The organism is Aeromonas sp. RU39B (assembly GCF_900156095.1).
Classification (GTDB): Bacteria; Pseudomonadota; Gammaproteobacteria; order Enterobacterales; family Aeromonadaceae; genus Aeromonas.
In genome coordinates this window covers 367764-386973 of record NZ_FTMJ01000003.1, presented here as the reverse complement: position 1 = coordinate 386973, position 19210 = coordinate 367764, and the positions used below count along the sequence as shown (strand labels likewise).

Below are 19210 nucleotides of genomic sequence, written 5' to 3'. Positions count from 1 at the left end.
AATGCGACGTGAACGCGGCTTATCAATATGATTTAGATATGTTTTTTAGGTTCTTTCTGAAACCTTGACGTGCTGCTGACATGTGCCAGACATGACGTATTGATGATTCAGTTGACACACTTTGTCACAAAATAAAGACATGTCTTTACTATGTCTTGTGATCTCGCCCCTTGTCGCTACAGGGCAAAACATGAAAGCATGGTAATGTTTCTCATTTACATAGGCGATGGATCTCTTCATGTCCCGTAACCGTTTTGTTCGCTGGCCACTGGCGCTGGCGACCCTGCTCTCCCTGACCTCACTTGCGCAGCCGGCACTGGCTGCCACTCGCACCATCAGTGATAACCAAGGGGAGAAGCAGATCCCGACCGAGGCGCAGCGGCTGGTCGTGTTCAACCCCACTATTCTCGATACCCTTGATGCCCTTGGCGTTTCGGTTGCGGCGGTTCCCAAAGTCGAAACGGCGCTGCCCGAGTTTCTCAAGAAGTATCAAACCAACAGTGCGCTCAACGCGGGCTCCATGTTCGAGCCTGACTTCGAGGCATTGAGCCAATATCAACCCGATCTGATTATTGCGGGCGGACGGACCACCAACGCCGGCACTGAACTGGCCAAGCTGGCGCCGACCCTGAATTTTGATCGCGATGATCGCCACTTCCCTGATTCCCTGCGCCAGCAGACCCTCAAACTGGGTGAGGTGTTTGGCAAGAGTGAGCAGGCCAAGGCGCTGGTGGCCAAGTTTGATGCCAAGCTCTCCAGCATGAAGCCCAAGGTTGAAAAAGCCGGGACGGCTGTGGTGGTGATGGTGACCGGCGGCAAGATGTCGGCCTTTGGTCCGGGCACCCGCATGGGCTTTGTCTATGATGCACTGGGCTTTAAACCGGCGCTGACGCCGGAGCAGTTCGCAGCGGCCGGTGGTGGTGCACGCAAGCCGGGTGAAGGCGGCAAGCGTCCGCCAGAAGGTCAAAAGCCGGATGGTCAGAAGGGCCCGCAAGCCGGCTCTGTCAAGTTCCAGCATGGCAAGGGACTGAGCGCCGAGCTGCTGCACAAGGCCAACCCGGACTGGATTTTTGTTATCGATCGTGATGCTGCGATTGGCCGTGCCGATGCCCAGCCGGCAGCCAAGGTGCTCGACAATGCACTGGTTAACCAAACCAGCGCCGCCAAGAATAAGCACATTGTCTATCTGAACTCCGCTGAGCTCTATGTTGCTGGCGGGATCACCACCTTCCTGCATGCTCTGGATGACGTGGATCAGGCGCTGACTCGCTGATGATTGGAAAAGTAACCTGGTCGGCAGCAGGCTTGGTCCTGCTGCTACCTTTAGTGGCTACCTTAAGTCTGCTAATCGGTCCGAGCATGTGGGATGACCATGTGCGCTGGCAGTTGCAGATCGACCCGCTGCTGATTTTCACCAGCCGCCTGCCACGCACAGTGGCGCTGTTTTTATGTGGCGGCAGCGTCAGTGTTGCCGGCCTTATCATGCAGATGATGACCCGCAACCGCTACGTTGAACCCGGCACCACCGGTTCGATGCAGGGCGCGGCGCTCGGCATTCTGCTGGCCGCTATTTTCTGGCCGGATACCTCCATCATGGTGCGCATTCTGCTCGCCAGCGGCGGCGCATTGATCACGACAATGCTGTTCCTGTTGCTGCTGCGCCCGGTGCAGCAAGAGAACTCGGCCCTGCTGGTGCCGGTTATCGGCCTGATGTACTGCGCGGTGCTGGCAGCGTTTACCACCTTTCTGGCGCTTCACTATGACCTGCTACAGTCGCTTATCAGCTGGCAGTCGGGGGATTTCTCCTCGGTTCTCGCCGGGCGTTATGAACTGATTTGGCTGGCGGTGCCGCTGATAGCCCTGCTCTGGTGGCTGGCGGACAGTTTCACCGTACTGGCTCTGGGTCAGGCGCAGGCGACCACGCTTGGGCTCGATTATCGTGCCTTGATGCTGCTGGGTGTGGTGGCGGTGGCGCTGCTCAGCGGTATGACGGCGGCGCTGATCGGGGCGCTACCTTTTATCGGTCTGGTCATTCCCAATCTGGTACGGGTGGTGGTGGGGGACAATACCCGCCGTGCCCTGCCTTGGACCTTCCTGGGCGGCAGCTTGCTCGCGCTGCTCTGCGATGTGCTTGGGCGCCTGCTGGTGTTTCCCTATGAGATCCCGGCCGGGGCGCTGCTTAGCGTCGTGGGGGCGTTGTTGTTTCTCTATCTGCTGTCGCGCCATCGCTAGGGGAGTGTGATGTTTCCATCTATCGTGTCCAGCCGCAGACGGCTATGGCTCCTGCTGCTGCTCGCATGTGCGGCGGCGGCTCTGTTGGTGGTGGGACCACAACCATCGCGGCTTAATGACTATATCCTGCGTCACCGTCTGGTGATGGTCTCCACCATGGCGGTGGTGGCGGTGGCGAGCGCGCTGGCAACCCTGGTGTTTCAGACGCTGACTAACAACCGTATCCTGTCGCCCTCCATGATGGGATTTGAATCGCTGTTCGTACTGATCCAGACCTCACTGATGTTCTTTTTGCCGTTGGTGCACGTGGCTGCGCTGCCGCCTCTCTTGCTGTTCTTTTTGCAAGTGGCGCTGATGATGACGCTGACCACGCTGCTCTATCGCAAGATCCTGTTTGGCCGAGCGGCGCAGGATCTCTATCTGTTGGTCTTGACCGGGATCGTCTGTGGTGCCCTGTTCGGTGGCGGCGCCATGCTGCTGCAACGACTGCTTTCACCGGAGGATTTTGCCATTTTGCAGGGACGGCTGTTTGCCCGCTTCTCGCTGGCCGATCCCGATTTGTTGATGGTGTCGGCCCTGATCACGCTGCTCACCAGCGTCTGGTTGTGGCGGCGTCGTCATCTGCTCGATGTGCTGGCGTTAGGCCGTGCCACCGCCCTGCTACTCGGGGTGGACTGGTCACGTGAGGTCTACCGGCTGCTGGCGGTGATATCGCTGCTGGTGGCGATGGCCACGGCGTTGATCGGCCCCTTGTCATTCTTCGGCTTTTTGGCCGTGACGCTTTGCTACCAGTGCCTGCCCAGCCGTTATCACCAGGTGATGATGCCGGCAGCGGTGTTAATCGGCTTTGCCATCCTCTGTAGCGGGCAGCTGATTTTGCAATACCTGCTGGGAATGAGCGGCTCGCTGTCGGTGGTGATGGAGCTGATTGGTGGCTCACTGTTTCTGTTTACCCTTCTGGCAAGGAAAACCTCATGATTCGTATCGAGGGCATCAGCAAACACTATCGGCAGGTGCCGGTGCTGGAAGATGTCAATCTCACCATTGCGCCCGGTGGCGTGATCTCCCTGATTGGACCGAACGGCGCCGGTAAATCGACCTTGCTCTCGGTGCTGGCCCGGTTGGTCAAGCCAGATCAAGGCGCTGTTCATATTGATGAGCTCAATCTGCATGAGTGCGACAGCAGCGTTCTGGCCCGCCGCATTGCGATGCAGCGTCAGGAGCATCACTTTGTCTCGCGCCTGACGGTGCGCGAGCTGGTCAGTTTTGGCCGTTTTCCCTACAGCCGCGGCCGTTTGAGCGCCGAGGATCAGGAGAAGATCGACCACGCGCTTGCGTTTCTCGACCTGCAGCCGTTTGCCAGCCGCTATCTGGACGAGCTTTCCGGTGGCCAGCGCCAGCGGGTCTGTATTGCCATGACGCTCTGCCAGGACACCCCGTATGTGCTGCTCGACGAGCCACTCAACAATCTCGACATGAAAAATGCCGTGCTCACCATGAAGCGGGTGCGTGGCATGGCCGATGAGTTGGGGAAAACGGTGGTGGTGGTATTGCACGACATCAATTTTGCCTCGGTTTACTCTGATCGGATCATCGCCATGAAGGATGGCCGGGTGGTGTTTGATGACACCCCGGCGCGCATCATGCAGGGCGACTGTTTGCAGGATATCTTCGATATTCCGGTGCAAGTGACGGCGGTCGGAGAGAAACGGATTGGGGTCTATTTCTAGGAGCGAATGGCGATGGGTGTGGAGTGTCTGAGTATCGGCGAGTTTTCCGAGCTGACCGGGATCAGCGCCCATTCGCTGCGCTTCTTTGACCGTATCGGTCTGCTTTCGCCGGTGCGTAGCGGCAATGGGTATCGCAGTTATAGCTCGGCTCAGGTGGCGCAGGCCCAGATGATCTTGCTACTGCAGCGGGCCAAGTTGCCCAACTCGCGGATTCGGGAGTTGCTGGCCGGACAACTGCGCGCCGATGGTGCCCGCCAACTGGCTCAGTGTCGTCAGGCGCTCTCGCAAGAGATCGCCGCGCTGGAGCAGGCTCATGCCATGATTGGCCACCAGTTAACCATGCTGGCGCAGTCAGAGCGGGGCATGCAGCAGCTGGATCGTCCATTTGTGGAACGAGTGGCTGCCAGCGAGGTGGGGATTTTGGCGCTCGATACGCCGCAGATCCTCGATTTTTTTGCAGAAATTACTCGTCTGGCCGCCGATCCAGCCTGGTATCTGCTGCACGATTACGGCTTCATTCTGGAGCGCGATGAGGTGAAGGCCGATGGCTATCCGCTGCGGCGCATGTTTACCCGGGTTCCGCGCCATGTGGCCCAATCTCCCCACCCACTGCCGGCTGGTGAGGTGATGGGTATGTATTGCCGTGGCAGCCTGGAGAACAACGCTGCGGTGCATCATCTGCTGGGAGAAGTGCGCGCCTGTGGTTATCGCCCTGCCGGCACGATTCGCATCAGCAATGTGAGCGGGCCGGTGATTGAGCGCCACAAGCGCGACTTCATTATCCGTATCGATATTCCGCTGGCCGGCAGTTAACCGCTGCCGACTAGCCACTTATTTCAGGTGACGGGCCAGAAACTCGTAGTTGCGCTCCAGGTTGTTACGGCTGTGGAAATAGCGATCCTCGGCGTGATGGGCCTGCATCAGCAAGTTGTACTCCACGTTATCACCACCGATAGCCTTGGCCAGCTTGGTGGCAAATTCCTGACTTTGCAGGCGCGGGATGGTGTCATCCAGATAGCCGTGCTGGATCAGGAAGGGGGGATCATCCGAGGTGATGTAGGTCTCGGGGTTGGTGGTGGCCATTCGCGCAGCCGGCACCTTGCCAATCTGTTCACGCATCAGGAATGACTCGAAAGAGTCGGCCGTCGTGTGCTTCTGGCCATCGATACCGATCTGTTGCCACTGCGCGTCCATGGTCAAGAAGTTGATGGGCGGATACCAAGCGATAACGGCTTGCACCCGGGTTGATACATCGGCGTTGCCCAGACGCGGATCTTCCAGCTCCTTCACATCAGCACTGACCCCGGCCAGCGCCACCAGATTCCCGCCCGCCGAGCCGCCCATCAGCACAATCCGATCCGGATCGAAGCTGTATTGCTTGGCATGCACCCGGACAAACTTGATGGCCGCTTTCAGGTCATTGATCTGGGCCGGCCAGGGGGCTTCCGGACTCAGGCGATAGTTGATGTTGGCGACCGCATACCCTTTTTGCAGGCCATAGAGCGCCGGCACCAGCTGGTTATCCATCTTGTCGCAGCCAAAGAAGGCGCCGCCATGCACGTTGATAATGACCGGATAGCTCGACTGCCACTGATCTGGCAGATAGATATCCATCTTCTGCGCCTTGGAGAGATTGGCATAAGGCAAATCCAGATATTTATGCTGGATGCGGGTCACGTCCGGTGCTTGTCCGCAGCCGTTGGCGCCGGGCGGCGGGCCCTCAATCTTGCGGCCATGCCAGTCGGCAGGCATGGGAACATCGGGGGCAGCGGCCAGCAGCAGCGGGCTGGCACAAAGGCCGGTCAACAGCACGGAAAGCAGCGTCAGTTTCATCAGACAAACCTCATGAAAGTAGGGATGGCTGCCCATGGTAGGGATTAGAGTATCTCTAAGGTCAAGGTTGGTAAGTTGGCTGGGGAGTAGGATTAAGTTGTTGAATTATATTGCTTATTCTTCATTTTAATCGGGTGGGTATGTTGCAGTGAAGTGAGCCTGCTCGCATTTTTTGTCTGCCTGTTGCTCGCGGGCAGAGGGGGCGGCGCAATCGCGCCGATCAAACCCAACCAAGTTCCGGTATAATGGGAGCATCCGGGCAAGCTTGCCCACCCAGTCAACAGGCAGCGCCGTCCCTCGACGGCGTCTGTTTTTTCCAGTGCCCCACGGGCAAACAGGATTTGCAAACGATGAGCAGTGAACTGATTTATGGTCTCCACGCCGTTGCCGGCTTGCTGGAGCAGGCTCCCGAGCGTTTTATCGAGGTGTGGGCGCTCAAGGGGCGGGAAGATGATCGCCTGCTGCCGCTGGTGCAGCAACTCGATGCGCTGGGGATCCGGGTGCAACAGGTGACGCGCAAAACCCTCGACGAGAAGAGCGAAGGGCACAATCACCAGGGTATCTTGGCGCGCATTAAAGAGGCGCCGCGTCTCTCCGAGCACGACCTTGACGCACTGCTCGATGGCCTCGATGACAAGCAGGTTGCCCCGTTCTTGCTGGTGCTCGATGGCGTAACCGATCCGCACAATCTGGGCGCCTGCCTGCGTAGCGGTGATGCCGCTGGGGTGCATGCGGTCATCGTACCGAAAGATAAGGCGACCGGCCTGACCCCAACCGTGCGCAAGGTGGCTTGCGGCGCCGCCGAAATAGTACCGCTTATTCAGGTGACCAACCTGGCGCGTACCTTGCGCGAGCTGCAAGAGCGCAATATCTGGATCGTCGGCACCGCCGGCGAAGCCGATCACGATCTCTATCAGGCTCGTTTGACCGGTCCGATGGCGCTGGTGATGGGTGCCGAAGGTAAGGGGATGCGCCGCCTGACTCGTGAACATTGTGACGAGCTGGTCAGCATTCCGATGGCTGGTGCGGTATCGAGTCTCAACGTCTCGGTCGCAACCGGTGTCTGTCTGTTTGAGGCCGTGCGCCAGCGCCGTGCCTGATCTTGCTGCCAGCCTGCGTCTATCGATTGAGGTGAACGAGGAGGAGGCCGAACGCCTTCTCTTGTGCTCCCGTCAGCAGACGCTGGCAGCCCGTCAGAGCTTGTGGCATGCCGGCGACCATCCCGCCTGGCTGGTGCAGGTCTGTTCGGGCCTGCTACGCGCTCGCATCAGCACCGATGAGGGACGTGAGTACATCAAGGAGTTCTACTGGGAGCGGGACGAGTTTCTCGACTTTCATCACCTGCTGACGGGGACCCCGGCCCGCTACGACGTTGAGGCCATTGAGCCCTGTCTGCTGCGCCTCTTTCCGCTCAGCCGTTTGTTGCAAGACCCGCTATGGCCGCGCTGGTATCAGGCCTTGCTCGAGCGGCAATTGCGCGTGAAGGAGGAGAAAGAGTGGCTCCTGCTGACCGCTGACCCGCAAACGCGCTATTGCCACTTTCTGGAGCACTACCCGCAGCTGGATATTCGTCTCAAGGATAATCAGATTGCCGCCTATCTCGGTATTACCCCCATCAGCTTGAGCCGTATTCGTCGTCGTTTGAAAACGCTTAACCAGAGTTAATGAAGCGCTTCTTTTGCCGGTATAGTCTGATTCTTCCTAGCCCATGAGGAGTTGTCGATGAACTGGAGTCTGAAAGCCTGGGGTGAGCTGACCCTGGACGAGTTGTACGAAGTACTGGCCTTGCGCTCCGAAGTCTTTGTGGTTGAGCAGACCTGCCCGTTTCAGGATATTGACGGGATTGATCGCGTCGATGGCACACTGCATCTGATGGGGTGGCAGGATGGCAAGCTGGCGGCCTATGCCCGGGTCATGGCGCCGGGGATCAGTGATGAGCAGGGTGTCGCTATTGGTCGGGTGGTCACATCGCCGAGTTGCCGGGGGGGTGGATTGGGCCATCAGTTGCTAAGCGAAGCGGTCAGTGCATGCGAGACCCATTGGCCGCAGCACTCCATTTGGCTTGGCGCTCAAGCACATCTGCAGGGGTTTTATGGTCGCCATGGTTTTGTGCCCGAAGGCGAGGGATATGTTGAAGATGAGATCCCCCATATCGGCATGAGACGCGCCGCCCGCTAAGGCTGGGCGCTGCCGCCCGTCTGGGCGGCCCGTCATTGAGTTTCTTCTCTGGTGTTTTTTTCCTTCATTTTTTGCCCCTGTTGTGGCCTTTTCTCGCGCGTTATCGGTGCGTGCATGGGCGATATTTCCGCTATTTATCCCTGCGTTTTTCCCGCTCTATCACTGACGGAAAGCTCTATTTCCCAAGTCCAGACGTCCGGATGTCAGTGAACAAACTGAAGTGTGATTCAGCTTCACAAATTGGTTGTTGTTAGTTCAAAACAGTCACCTTGATCACATTTGCGCTATCGTTTTCTTGAAAATAAAACGCTGTTGCCACTAAATGAAACCATCATGCTGTTTTATTTATTTAAGGGTGTTTCAGCTGAGGTAAATATCAGAGAGAACGTGAGTTAAATCTCATTTTCTGGACGGTTAACCAAAGCAGGAAGTCACCCTTTGGTCTACATGAGGTGGTCAAATGTATGAAAACAGGAAGTTAGGGTTGGCCTATCTTTCGCCCTATATCATAGGGTTGTTTGTGTTTACGGCCTTCCCGTTTATCTCGTCATTTTTGATGAGCTTTACCGAATATGATTTGATGAGTCCGCCCACCTATGTCGGGGTGGAAAACTATCGCTACATGCTCTTCGAAGACGACCTGTTCTGGAAGTCGATGGGCGTGACCATGGCCTATGTGTTTATCACCATTCCCATCAAACTCGGTTTTGCCCTGTTTATCGCATTTATCCTCAACTTCAAGCTCAAAGGTATCGGCTTTTTCCGGACTGCCTATTATATCCCGTCCATTCTCGGCAGCAGCATCGCGATTGCCGTTTTGTGGCGCGCGCTGTTTGCCATTGATGGCGTGCTGAACGGTCTGCTGGCACTGGTGGGCATGGACCCGATCAACTGGCTCGGTGAGCCCTCACTGGCGCTGCTTTCGGTGACGCTGCTGCGTGCCTGGCAGTTTGGCTCGGCCATGGTGATCTTCCTAGCAGCTCTGCAAAACGTGCCGCAGTCCCAATATGAAGCGGCCATGATTGACGGCGCCAGCAGGTGGCAGATGTTTACCAAGGTCACCGTGCCGCTGATTACTCCGGTTATCTTCTTTAACTTCATCATGCAAACCACGCAGGCCTTCCAGGAATTTACCGCTCCGTATGTGGTCACTGGCGGTGGCCCGATGAAATCGACATATCTTATTTCCCTGTATATCTACGAGACGGCATTCAAATTCTTCGACATGGGTTACGGCAGTGCGCTGGCTTGGTCCCTGTTCCTGGTAATTGCGCTGTTTACTGCGCTGACCTTCCGCTCTTCGAAATACTGGGTGTTTTACTCCGGTGATAAAGGTGGGAAATAATCATGAGTAAGGTACATTCTCTCGAGACCCCAGCTGGATTGAGTCAGGCTGGTGCATCTCACACAGAAAATAACAGAACCATCCGGCGCGAGAAGATTGCAGCATTCATTCGCTACTTCGTGTTGATTGTGGTGGGTGGCATGATGCTCTATCCGCTGCTGTGGATGTTTTCTGCTGCACTCAAGCCGAACCATGAAATATTCACGTCGATGAGCCTGATCCCGCATGAATTCAGTCTCGACGGTTTCATTAATGGCTGGAAAACCGGTACCGAATACACCTTTGGTCACTACATTATCAATACCTTTATGTATGTGCTGCCGAAAGTATTCTTCACTGTGGTGTCGTCCACCATCGTGGCCTACGGCTTTGCCCGTTTTGACATTCCATTCAAGAAGTTCTGGTTTGCGACCCTGATCGCCACCGTGCTGCTGCCGCAGTCGGTACTGCTGATCCCGCAATACCTGATGTTCCGCGAGATGGGGCTGCTCGATACCTACCTGCCGCTCTATCTGCCGCTGGCGTTTGCCACCCAGGGTTTCTTCGTCTTCATGCTGGTGCAGTTCCTGCGCGGTGTGCCGACCGATATGGAAGAGGCGGCCATGATCGATGGTTGCAACTCCTTCCAGGTGCTCTGGCATGTGGTCGTGCCGGTCATCAAGCCCGCCATCATCTCGGTGGCCCTGTTCCAGTTCATGTGGTCGGTTAACGACTTCCTCGGCCCGCTCATCTATGTCTCGAGCGTCGAGAAGTTCCCGATTGCCCTGGCTCTGAAAATGTCCATCGACGTCCAGGAAGGGGCGCGCTGGAACGAGATCCTGGCCATGGCGTCGATCGCCATCATTCCGTCCATCGTGGTGTTTTTCATGTCGCAGAAGTACTTCGTTGAAGGCGTCTCCAGCAGCGGCATCAAAGGTTAATTTCAGGAGTTATCTATCATGGCTGAAGTACGATTCAAGAAACTGGAAAAGGTGTACTCCAACGGCTTCAAGGCAGTGCACGGCATCGATCTCACTATCCGCGACGGCGAGTTCCTGGTGATTGTCGGCCCCTCTGGCTGCGCCAAGTCGACCACCCTGCGGATGCTGGCAGGGCTGGAAAACATCAGTGGCGGTGAAATCCAGATTGGCGACCGAGTCGTCAACAACCTGCCGCCGAAAGACCGTGGTATCGCCATGGTGTTCCAAAACTACGCGCTCTATCCGCACATGACCGTGCGCGAGAACCTGGCATTTGGCCTCAAGCTGCAGAAGTTGCCGAAAGAGGAGATCGAGCGCCGTGTGAACGACGCGGCGGCCATCCTCGAAATTGAAGAACTGCTCGAGCGCCTGCCGCGTCAGCTCTCTGGTGGCCAAGCTCAGCGTGTAGCGGTGGGCCGTGCCATCGTCAAGAAGCCGGACGTGTTCCTGTTTGACGAACCGCTCTCCAACCTGGATGCCAAGCTGCGTGCCTCGATGCGGGTGCGTATCTCCGATATCCATCGTCTGCTGAAAAAAGAGAAGCACCCGGCCACGGCTGTGTATGTGACCCACGATCAGACCGAAGCCATGACCATGGGCGATCGCATCTGCGTCATGAAGCTCGGCCACATCATGCAGGTTGATACCCCGGAAGAGCTCTACAACAACCCGAAGAATATGTTTGTTGCCGGCTTTATCGGCGCGCCGGAGATGAACCTGCGCCCGGCCAAGCTGGTGGCTGAACAGGACGCCCTGTTTGTGGATGTGGAAGGGCAACTGCTGCGCCTGCCGGAGCCAAAGGCGACCAACGTCAAGCGTCACAACCCTGCTGGCGTGGTGTTCGGTATCCGTCCCGATGACATCACTCTGGCCGACGGCGACGAGCAGGATCAGAACATTCTGTGTGGAGACGTCATCCGCATGGAGAACATGGGTCACGAGGTTTACGTCTATTTCCGTGTCGGCAGCCAGGACTTCACCGCCCGGGTTCCGGTGGATCAGGTGAAGATCCGTCTCAATCTCGAGCTCAGACAAAACGTGAAATTCGCAGTGCACATGGGCAAGTCACACGTCTTTGATGCCGCCAGCGAACAGAACATCTCCCTTTGATATAACAATCAACAATCAGTGAGGAAATCTGATGAAAAAGTATCTCCTGTCGACCGTTGCTGCCCTGACGCTGGCTGCCATGTCCAGCAGTGCCTTTGCCAGTGTTGAACTGCGTATGTCCTGGTGGGGCGGTAACGAGCGTCACCAGGCGACTCTGGGTGCCATCGAGAAGTTCCAGCAAAAGTACCCTGATATCAAGGTCAAGAGCGAGTACACCGGCTGGGACGGCCACCTGACCCGTCTGACCACCCAGATCGCCGGTAACACTGAGCCGGATGTGATGCAGACCAACTGGAACTGGATGCCGATCTTCTCCCGTGACGGCAAGGGGTTCTATGACATGAGCCAGCAGGCGCAAACCCTGCAACTCGGTGAGTTTGCCGAGAAGGCTCTGGGCATGGCTACCAATGCCGGCAAGCTGAACGGTATTCCGGTGAGCATGACCTCCAAGGTGTTCTATCTGAACAAACACACCTGGAGCCAGGCAGGTCTCTCTTATCCGAAGAGCTGGGACGAGCTGCTCAAGGCCGGTCCGGTATTCAAGGAAAAACTGGGCGCCTCCTATTTCCCGGTTGTGCTCGAGCCGCGTGATACCTTTGCGCTGGCCCGCTCTTACATGATCCAGAAGCACAACAAGGACGTCATCAGCCACGAAAGCCCGAAGATCGCCTTCAACGAAGTCGAAATGAAGGAGTTCTTCCAGCTGTATGTGGATCTGGTCAGCAACCACGTGATCCCGTCCCAGAAGGATTTTGCTTCGTACGGCGTGTCTAACCTGTTTGAAATGCGCCCGTGGATCAACGGTGAGTTCGGTGGCCTGTTCATGTGGGATACCGCGATCGACAAGTACGCTGAATACCTCAAGCCGCCCCTCGGTCTGGAGCTGGCGCCGTACCCCATGCTGGCGGGCGCGACCGACTCTGGCGTGCTGATCAAGCCGTCGATGATGTTCTCCATGGGTCGTAACACCAAAAATCCGGAAGCGGCTGCCAAGCTGATCAACTTCCTGCTCAACGATGCTGAAGGCGTCAAGGCACTGGGTCTGACCCGTGGCATTCCGCTTAGCAAGAAGGGGATGGAGGTGATCAAGGCCGATGGTTCCCTCAAGCAGGGTAACCTGGCATTCGACGGCTATGAGCAGGCACAAACCCTGCCGCAGACCATCGTGGCCACTGCTTACACCGACAACGCCCAGTTGATCGAGCTGTTCACCGAAGGCCTGCAACAGCTGGACTACGGCAAGACCACAGTGGATGACGTCGCCAAGGACTTCCTGCGCCGTGGTAACCGTCTGATGTCCCGTCTGGACAAGTAAGTTACGCAGAACCTATCTGTTTGTTCTGCTGTAAAAAAAGCCCGCCGTGATTGGCGGGCTTGCTGTTTTTGCTACGTTAAATGCCGCTGACCCGGGTGTGCAGGGTAAAGCCCTCATCACTCGGGGCAAGTGATACGCTCACGGCGCCAAGGTGTTGCACGCTCTCGACATGGGTGCCGCCGCAGGGGATGGTCACCGGCTTATCGTCCAGCGTGCAGTGCCACCAACGGGAATCGATGATTGCCTCACCGCTGCGGCTGCGGGTAATAGCGCTGCCTTGTGCCACCCACTGTGCCAGCTGCTGATTGATGGCGCCTTCAATCTCGGGCAGCGCGGCCAGCAACTCGGGGCCCATCACCCCTTTTTTGCGCAGGCTCTTGCCAATCCGATATTGCTCCTTTGAACCACGCGGTTCGACGCGCGATTGGGTGATAGCCAGCCGGTCAAAGTCGGGCTGACCCAGCGCATCGCGCTCGTCGACCTCTTTCTTCCAGTAAGGTTGCAGCACCCGGTTAAGCGCCAAGGCCGCCAGATGGCAACCACTGTGACCCAGCGAGAAGAGATGGCGACGCTCTTTATCTGCGATCAGCGTGATACTCATGCCATGAGGCAGGGCATGCTCGCCACCGAGCGGATGCACAACCACAAAATCCCACCCCTCTGTGCCGCGTTTAACTGGGATGGCGCTATCGACAAAGAGTTCACCTTGTGGGCTGATCGCCCCCATCTGGCACGGCGCGATGTTAGCCTCGCCACCTTCCCAGCGGGCGATGCCGATATCGCCGGGTTGATCAGGCCACAGATGGCTTTGCGGATGACAAGGGGAGAGGTCGGTGACCAGCAGGGTCTGGCCTGCCATTGGTTGGCAGAGCCGCACGCAGGTTGTCTCCTGCAGCTGACCCAACACAAAGCTGACTCGGGTATGGGACATGTAATCCTCCACGGTTGATGGCGGTGAGGATACCCAAAAAGTGACGGGCGACACAGGCCGCCCGTCAAAGCTTACAGCATGGCAACCAGCAGATAGGCGTTCAGACCCACCACCAGCGCCACAATCAGCCGTCCCAGCGCCTGGGTGAGCGGATGGTTGCGATGCTCACCCATCAACTGGCGATCACCGGTCAGCATCAACAGCGGGATCAGAGCCAGTGCAATACCAAAGCTCAGCACAACCTGACTCATCACCAGCACCTCGGTGGTGTTGCTCCCCATGGCGATGACCACAAAGGCGGGAGCCATGGTAATAAGGCGGCGCAACCAGAGCGGAATAGAGAAGCGCACGAAGCTTTGCATCACCACCTGACCGGCCAGCGTGCCAACCACGGTGGAGCTGATGCCCGATGCCACCAGAGAGAGGCCAAACAAGGTCGCCGCCGCTTGGCCGAGCAGAGGGGTGAGGGTGGCGTAGGCGCTCTCCAGTTCAGCCACTTGAGTGTGGCCATGGTAGTGAAACGCCGCCGCGGCCATGGCCATCATTGCCAGATTGACGAAGCCGGCGATGGTCATGGCAATCGCCACGTCCACCCGGGTGTTATGCAGCCGCTGATCGATGCTGGCGTCGCTGCGATCTTGAGTCAGCGCTGAATGCAGATAGATGACATGCGGCATCACGGTGGCACCCAGTACCCCGGCGACCAGATAGAGTGCATCGGAGTTGGGCAATCCCGGCACCAGGGCGCCTTGCAGCAGGCTTGGCAGATGGGGGCGCGAGAGCAGCAGCTCCATCACATAGGCCAGGGCTACAAACAGCAGCAACCCACCGATGACCCACTCCAGCGGCTTTTGGCCACGGTTTTGCAGCGCCAGAATCCCCCAGGTGACCACGGCGGTTAAGGTCGCCCCTTCGAGCAGGCTAATGCCAAGCAGTAGCTTAAAGCCGACGGCCGCGCCGATAAATTCAGCCAGATCGGTCGCCATGGCAATGATCTCGGCCTGGATCCAGTACAGCCATACTGCCGGTTTGGGCAGCCGGTCGCGAATATGCTCGGCCAGGTTGCGGCCAGTGACGATCCCGAGTTTGGCCGAGAGGGTTTGCACCAGCATGGCCATCAGATTGGCCCAGACCACGACCCACAGCAATTGATAGCCAAATGCAGAGCCTGCCTGAATATTGGTCGCGAAATTGCCTGGATCGATATAGCCGATTGCCGCGATAAAGGCCGGGCCAAGCAGGCTCAGCCGCAGTTTGCGTGATTGCGGCAACGCCAGAGAAGCTGGTTGCATGGTACACCTCCACGTTCTATGGAATCAGAATACATGCAACTGAGAATTATTATCAATTGTTTCTGTGGATAGGATTGATAGGGACTAAAGATTTACCGATTGCAGTCATGGCATGCATTTCGTACAATACGCCGCCCTAATAAAGCAGCGACTTTCACAAACACGTTCCTTGCCTCCGAGGTTTGGCTGCACCCGGGCGGAGGCTGATTAACCCGTAAGGAGCTGATAATGCGTCATTACGAAATCGTCTTCATGGTTCATCCGGACCAGAGCGAGCAAGTTCCTGGCATGATCGAGCGCTACACTGGCGCCATCACCACCTCTGGTGGCAAGATCCATCGCCTGGAAGACTGGGGCCGTCGTCAACTGGCCTACCCGATCGAGAAGCTGCACAAGGCTCACTACGTTCTGCTGAACGTTGAAGCCGAGCAGGCTGTCATCGACGAACTGGAAACTAACTTCCGCTTCAACGATGCCGTTATCCGTAACATGATCATGCGTACCAAGCACGCCGTGACTGAAGTTTCTCCGATGGCCAAGGCCAGAGAAGAGCGTTCTTCTTTCCGTCGTGACGACGTACGTGGCGAAGACGCTGCTGAAGCTGTTGAAGCTTCTGCAGAAGAGTAATTCCGGATCACTGACTAGAGGATAAAGGCAATGGCACGTTATTTCCGTCGTCGCAAGTTCTGCCGCTTCACCGCTGAGAACGTAACCGAGATCGACTACAAAGATATCGTTACCCTGAAGAACTACATCACTGAATCTGGCAAGATCGTACCGAGCCGTATCACCGGTACCCGTGCCAAGTATCAGCGTCAGCTGGCTCGCGCCATCAAGCGCGCCCGTTACCTGGCTCTGCTGCCGTACACTGATCTGCACAACAAGTAATCAGTCCGGCACTTAAGCCTAACTCAACGAAATTTATAGAGGAAAGGTAATGCAAGTTATCCTGCTCGATAAGATCGCCAAGCTGGGCGGTCTGGGTGACCAAGTTAATGTTAAGCCTGGTTTTGCCCGTAACTTCCTGATCCCGCAAGGCAAGGCTGTGATGGCTACCAAGGCCAACATCGCCTCTTTCGACGCACGTCGTGCTGAGCTGGAAGCCAAGCTGGCCTCCAACCTGTCTGCCGCTCAAGAGCGCGCTGCCAAGCTGGGCGAACTGGCTGCTGTTGTTATCGCCTCCAAGGCCGGTGACGAAGGCAAGCTGTTCGGCTCCATCGGTACCCGCGACGTGGCTGAGGCTATCACTGCTGCTGGCGTAGCCGTGTCCAAGAGCGAAGTTCGCATGGGCAACGTTCTGCGTTCCACCGGTGAGTACGAAGTTGTTGTTCAGCTGCACGCTGACGTCAAGGCAACCGTACAAATCCAGGTTGTTGCCGAGTAATCGACAACCTTCTGGTCGAAAAACCCGCGCTTGTCGCGGGTTTTTTATTCTCGCTTCACAGGCTAGAGTGGTGGAAGTTGGCCTGTGAGGAGCGTGTGATGAGCGACTGGATTGAAGGGACAGTGCATGAGCGAATCAACTGGACCCGGACCCACTTTTCCCTGCGCGTCAGCGCTGATTTGCCACCCTATCAGGCGGGGCAATTTACCAAGCTGGCACTGCAGGCCGGTGAGCAGCGCATTCAGCGCGCCTACTCCTTCGTCAATCCCCCCGGCGCCCCCTGGCACGAATTCTATATCGTCGAAATCCCTGAAGGCGCACTGACTCCGCGTCTGGGCGACCTTGAGGTGGGCGACAAACTGCTGATTGCGGCCAATCCTGCCGGTTTTCTCACCCTCGACGAAATACCGGCCGGACGTGATCTGTGGATGCTCTCGACCGGTACGGCCATCGGTCCTTTTCTCTCGATTCTGGCGCAAGGGGATGTGGCGACCCGCTTTGACAACCTGGTGCTGGTGCATGGGGTGCGTTTTGGGGCCGAGCTGACTTATCAGCCGCTGATTCGCTCTTTTGCCGAGCAGTGGGGGGATCGCTTTCACTATGTGCCCATGGTCACCCGCGAAACCTGGGGAATCGCACTGGGCGGCCGTATCCCCTCAGCCATTGAGAAGGGGGCGCTGGAGCAGAAGGTGGGGCTAAACATCTCGGCAGAGAACAGTCAGGTGATGATCTGCGGTAATCCCGAGATGGTGCGCGATACCCAGGCTATCTTGCTCGCGCGCGGGCTGGCCAAAAACCTGCGTCGCAAGCCGGGTCAAATCACCGCAGAGCACTATTGGTAAATGCCAGCGAAAGCTGGTGGTAACCGCTGCAAAGGCAGGGCAAAAAGCCCTGCCTGCTGGGTTTAGAACTCGTTGGAGAGCGCCTTGTAGCCTTTGACCAGATCGATATTGGTGTGGGCCACGTCTTCGGAAAACTCGGTCGCATCCACGGTGACCTTGGGAATGCTGGCCAGATCGCTGTGGTGATTGATGCGAGTGGTGGAAGGCACATAGAACTCTGGCGGCAAATCGCAGCCATCGACCACCGAGTTGTGGCGCACCACGCAACCATCACCAATCTGGCAGTTAAACAGTACACTGTTAAAGCCGATGAAGACCCGGTTACCCACTGCACAAGGTCCATGCACGATGGAGCGGTGGGCGATCGAGGTGTATTCACCGATGGTGACGGCGGCGCCTGACTTGGAGTGGATCACCACGCCATCCTGAATATTAGAGTTGGCGCCAATCACAATCGGCTCCATCTCCCCGTGTTCATCCACCTCGTCGGCGCGGATCACCGCATAGGGGCCAACGAAGACATTCTCCTTCACGATCACCTTGCCGCAGATAATCGCCGTTTTGTCGATATAGGCGGATTCATGAATGACCGGCAGGTGGCCGGAGGGGTTTTTGCGGATCATGCCGTTTCCCTTGGGTTTATGAGCGGATGTCGGCTAGTGAGCTTACGCCAGCTCCCTGCGTGGCGAAACACTTAACTGGTCTGTCCAAGAAAAGCGAAGGGCCCCGCAGGGCTCTCAGTTATGCCGGTGAGGCGGCGGTTTGGGCACTGCGGCGATTGAGCATCAGCAGAGCCAGACCAACCACGAAACCGACGGCGCACACGGCGGTGACATAGTGGGAGGGGGCCAATACGTCCTCCTTCATCCACAGAGTCACCAGCATGGGGGTGAGGCCACCGAAGATGGCGTAAGCCACGTTGTAGGAGAACGAGAGCCCGGTAAAGCGAACCGCTGCCGGAAATGCGTTGACCATCACGTAGGGAACGGCGCCAACGATGCCGACACAGAATCCGGCCAGCACATAGTTCAGCACCATGCTCTCGGTGCCTGATTGCAGACCGTGGTAGAACAGCGTCACGGTAATCGCCAGCGCTGCACTGCCGAGCAGGAAGGTGCGTGCACTACCAATGGCATCACACAAGCGGCCAAATACCACGCAGCCGATAGTCAGTGCAATGATGGCCAATGAGTTGGCTTGCAGCGAGTCAGCCGGCGTCACCGCATAGGCTTTCTGCAAATAGGTCGGGGTCATCAGGATCACTACCACGATGGCGGCCGACAGCAGCCAGGTCAGCAGCATGGAGATGAGTACGCTGCCCTTGTGTTCGCGCAGCACGGTGCGCAGCGGCAGCTCGGCGGCCAGCGCCTTGTTCGCCTGCAGCTCGGCAAAAACCGGGGTTTCGTGCAACCAGCGGCGCAGATACATGGCTACGATACCAAACACACCACCCAGTACAAACGCCAGTCGCCAGCCCCATTCGGTCACTTCTGCCGGGGTTAACCCCTTGTTGATGGCGGTCGCCACCAGCGAGCCGAGCAGGATGCCGGCGGTGAGGCCGCCAGTCAGTACGCCGCAAGCTACGCCAACCCGTTTGGCCGGTACGTGCTCAGCCACAAATACCCAGGCACCCGGAACTTCACCACCGATGGCGGCACCTTGCAGAATGCGCAGCGCCAGCAGCAGCACCGGCGCCAAGATGCCGAGCGTGTCATAGGTGGGCAGCAGACCAATCAGCAGCGTCGGCAGCGCCATCATGATGATGCTCAAGGTAAACATGCGCTTGCGGCCGACCAGATCGCCGAAGTGGGCCATGATGATGCCGCCGAGCGGGCGGGCCAGATAACCGGCGGCAAAGATGCCGAACGTCTGGAACTGGCGCAGCCATTCCGGGATGTCGGCTGGGAAAAACAGTCCGCCAATTACCACTGCAAAAAACACGAAGATGATGAAATCGTAAAATTCGAGGGCGCCGCCGAGAGCGGCCAAGCCGAGTGTTTTGTAATCCTGTCGGTTGAGTGGACGGGGTTGGGTCTGTGCTGTCATCGATATTCCCTTT

General features: G+C 57.4%; 21 protein-coding genes. 16 read left to right on the top strand and 5 right to left on the bottom strand.

Annotated features, from left to right (window positions below):
* Positions 1 to 238: 238 nt before the first annotated feature.
* The 5 genes from BW958_RS07215 to BW958_RS07195 are packed head-to-tail and all read left to right on the top strand — an operon-like array spanning position 239 to position 4775.
* On the top strand, positions 239 to 1273 hold the full coding sequence (locus BW958_RS07215; protein ID WP_076575045.1) for a siderophore ABC transporter substrate-binding protein: 1035 nt from the start codon (positions 239 to 241) through the stop codon (positions 1271 to 1273).
* Positions 1273 to 2232 carry an ABC transporter permease gene (locus BW958_RS07210; protein ID WP_076575044.1) on the top strand — a complete coding sequence of 320 codons (960 nt, stop codon included), beginning with the start codon at positions 1273 to 1275 and terminating at the stop codon, positions 2230 to 2232. The genes BW958_RS07215 and BW958_RS07210 overlap by 1 nt, the downstream gene beginning before the upstream one ends.
* 9 nt (positions 2233 to 2241) lie before the next feature.
* A complete protein-coding gene (locus tag BW958_RS07205; RefSeq protein ID WP_076575043.1) occupies positions 2242 to 3210 on the top strand; it encodes an iron chelate uptake ABC transporter family permease subunit in 969 nt (322 codons plus the stop codon).
* On the top strand, positions 3207 to 3962 hold the full coding sequence (locus BW958_RS07200; protein ID WP_076575042.1) for an iron ABC transporter ATP-binding protein: 756 nt from the start codon (positions 3207 to 3209) through the stop codon (positions 3960 to 3962). Before BW958_RS07205 ends, BW958_RS07200 begins: the two co-directional genes overlap by 4 nt.
* Positions 3963 to 3968: 6 nt before the next feature.
* Entirely contained in the window at positions 3969 to 4775 is an 807-nt protein-coding gene (locus BW958_RS07195) for a MerR family transcriptional regulator (protein ID WP_083687263.1), read from the top strand.
* Between the two features lie 18 nt (positions 4776 to 4793).
* Here the strand turns inward: BW958_RS07195 and BW958_RS07190 are convergent, their stop codons facing one another.
* A complete protein-coding gene (locus BW958_RS07190; RefSeq protein WP_076575040.1) occupies positions 4794 to 5795 on the bottom strand; it encodes an alpha/beta hydrolase in 1002 nt (333 codons plus the stop codon).
* A 350-nt stretch (positions 5796 to 6145) separates the two neighbouring features.
* On the opposite strand from BW958_RS07190, the gene rlmB reads away from it, so the two are divergent.
* The 7 genes from rlmB to BW958_RS07155 all read left to right on the top strand — a co-directional run bounded on the left by rlmB (position 6146) and on the right by BW958_RS07155 (position 12702).
* A complete protein-coding gene (gene rlmB / locus BW958_RS07185) occupies positions 6146 to 6895 on the top strand; it encodes a 23S rRNA (guanosine(2251)-2'-O)-methyltransferase RlmB (protein WP_076575039.1) in 750 nt (249 codons plus the stop codon).
* Positions 6888 to 7460, top strand: a complete 573-nt coding sequence (locus tag BW958_RS07180) for a Crp/Fnr family transcriptional regulator (RefSeq protein ID WP_256701891.1) — start codon at positions 6888 to 6890, stop codon at positions 7458 to 7460. Before rlmB ends, BW958_RS07180 begins: the two co-directional genes overlap by 8 nt.
* A gap of 57 nt (positions 7461 to 7517) precedes the next feature.
* Positions 7518 to 7973 carry a GNAT family N-acetyltransferase gene (locus BW958_RS07175; RefSeq protein ID WP_076575038.1) on the top strand — a complete coding sequence of 152 codons (456 nt, stop codon included), beginning with the start codon at positions 7518 to 7520 and terminating at the stop codon, positions 7971 to 7973.
* 460 nt (positions 7974 to 8433) lie between these two features.
* Positions 8434 to 9318 carry a carbohydrate ABC transporter permease gene (locus tag BW958_RS07170; protein ID WP_076575037.1) on the top strand — a complete coding sequence of 295 codons (885 nt, stop codon included), beginning with the start codon at positions 8434 to 8436 and terminating at the stop codon, positions 9316 to 9318.
* 2 nt (positions 9319 to 9320) lie between these two features.
* Positions 9321 to 10238 carry a carbohydrate ABC transporter permease gene (locus BW958_RS07165; RefSeq protein ID WP_076575036.1) on the top strand — a complete coding sequence of 306 codons (918 nt, stop codon included), beginning with the start codon at positions 9321 to 9323 and terminating at the stop codon, positions 10236 to 10238.
* Positions 10239 to 10256: 18 nt separating this feature from the next.
* Positions 10257 to 11387: an ABC transporter ATP-binding protein gene (locus BW958_RS07160; protein ID WP_076575035.1), complete on the top strand. Its 1131-nt coding sequence runs from the start codon at positions 10257 to 10259 to the stop codon at positions 11385 to 11387.
* A gap of 31 nt (positions 11388 to 11418) precedes the next feature.
* A complete protein-coding gene (locus BW958_RS07155) occupies positions 11419 to 12702 on the top strand; it encodes an ABC transporter substrate-binding protein (RefSeq protein ID WP_076575034.1) in 1284 nt (427 codons plus the stop codon).
* Positions 12703 to 12778: 76 nt separating this feature from the next.
* Here the strand turns inward: BW958_RS07155 and BW958_RS07150 are convergent, their stop codons facing one another.
* A complete protein-coding gene (locus tag BW958_RS07150) occupies positions 12779 to 13633 on the bottom strand; it encodes an alanyl-tRNA editing protein (protein ID WP_076575033.1) in 855 nt (284 codons plus the stop codon).
* A gap of 71 nt (positions 13634 to 13704) precedes the next feature.
* Positions 13705 to 14925: an Nramp family divalent metal transporter gene (locus BW958_RS07145; protein WP_076575032.1), complete on the bottom strand. Its 1221-nt coding sequence runs from the start codon at positions 14923 to 14925 to the stop codon at positions 13705 to 13707.
* A gap of 228 nt (positions 14926 to 15153) precedes the next feature.
* On the opposite strand from BW958_RS07145, the gene rpsF reads away from it, so the two are divergent.
* From rpsF to BW958_RS07125, 4 genes are all read left to right on the top strand, one after another.
* Positions 15154 to 15552: a 30S ribosomal protein S6 gene (gene rpsF / locus BW958_RS07140; protein ID WP_076575031.1), complete on the top strand. Its 399-nt coding sequence runs from the start codon at positions 15154 to 15156 to the stop codon at positions 15550 to 15552.
* A gap of 30 nt (positions 15553 to 15582) precedes the next feature.
* On the top strand, positions 15583 to 15813 hold the full coding sequence (gene rpsR / locus BW958_RS07135; RefSeq protein WP_005308890.1) for a 30S ribosomal protein S18: 231 nt from the start codon (positions 15583 to 15585) through the stop codon (positions 15811 to 15813).
* Positions 15814 to 15862: 49 nt separating this feature from the next.
* Positions 15863 to 16309 (top strand): 50S ribosomal protein L9, encoded by a 447-nt coding sequence (gene rplI / locus BW958_RS07130; RefSeq protein ID WP_076575030.1) that lies wholly within the window; start codon positions 15863 to 15865, stop codon positions 16307 to 16309.
* A 98-nt stretch (positions 16310 to 16407) separates the two neighbouring features.
* Positions 16408 to 17151 carry a ferredoxin--NADP reductase gene (locus tag BW958_RS07125; protein WP_076575029.1) on the top strand — a complete coding sequence of 248 codons (744 nt, stop codon included), beginning with the start codon at positions 16408 to 16410 and terminating at the stop codon, positions 17149 to 17151.
* 62 nt (positions 17152 to 17213) lie between these two features.
* Here BW958_RS07125 and BW958_RS07120 read toward each other — a convergent pair whose 3' ends face one another.
* Together BW958_RS07120 and BW958_RS07115 are read right to left on the bottom strand one after the other, a co-directional pair.
* Positions 17214 to 17774 (bottom strand): gamma carbonic anhydrase family protein, encoded by a 561-nt coding sequence (locus BW958_RS07120; RefSeq protein WP_076575028.1) that lies wholly within the window; start codon positions 17772 to 17774, stop codon positions 17214 to 17216.
* Between the two features lie 118 nt (positions 17775 to 17892).
* Complete coding sequence (locus tag BW958_RS07115; RefSeq protein ID WP_076575027.1) at positions 17893 to 19197, bottom strand: MFS transporter; 1305 nt, start codon at positions 19195 to 19197, stop codon at positions 17893 to 17895.
* Positions 19198 to 19210: the final 13 nt, after the last annotated feature.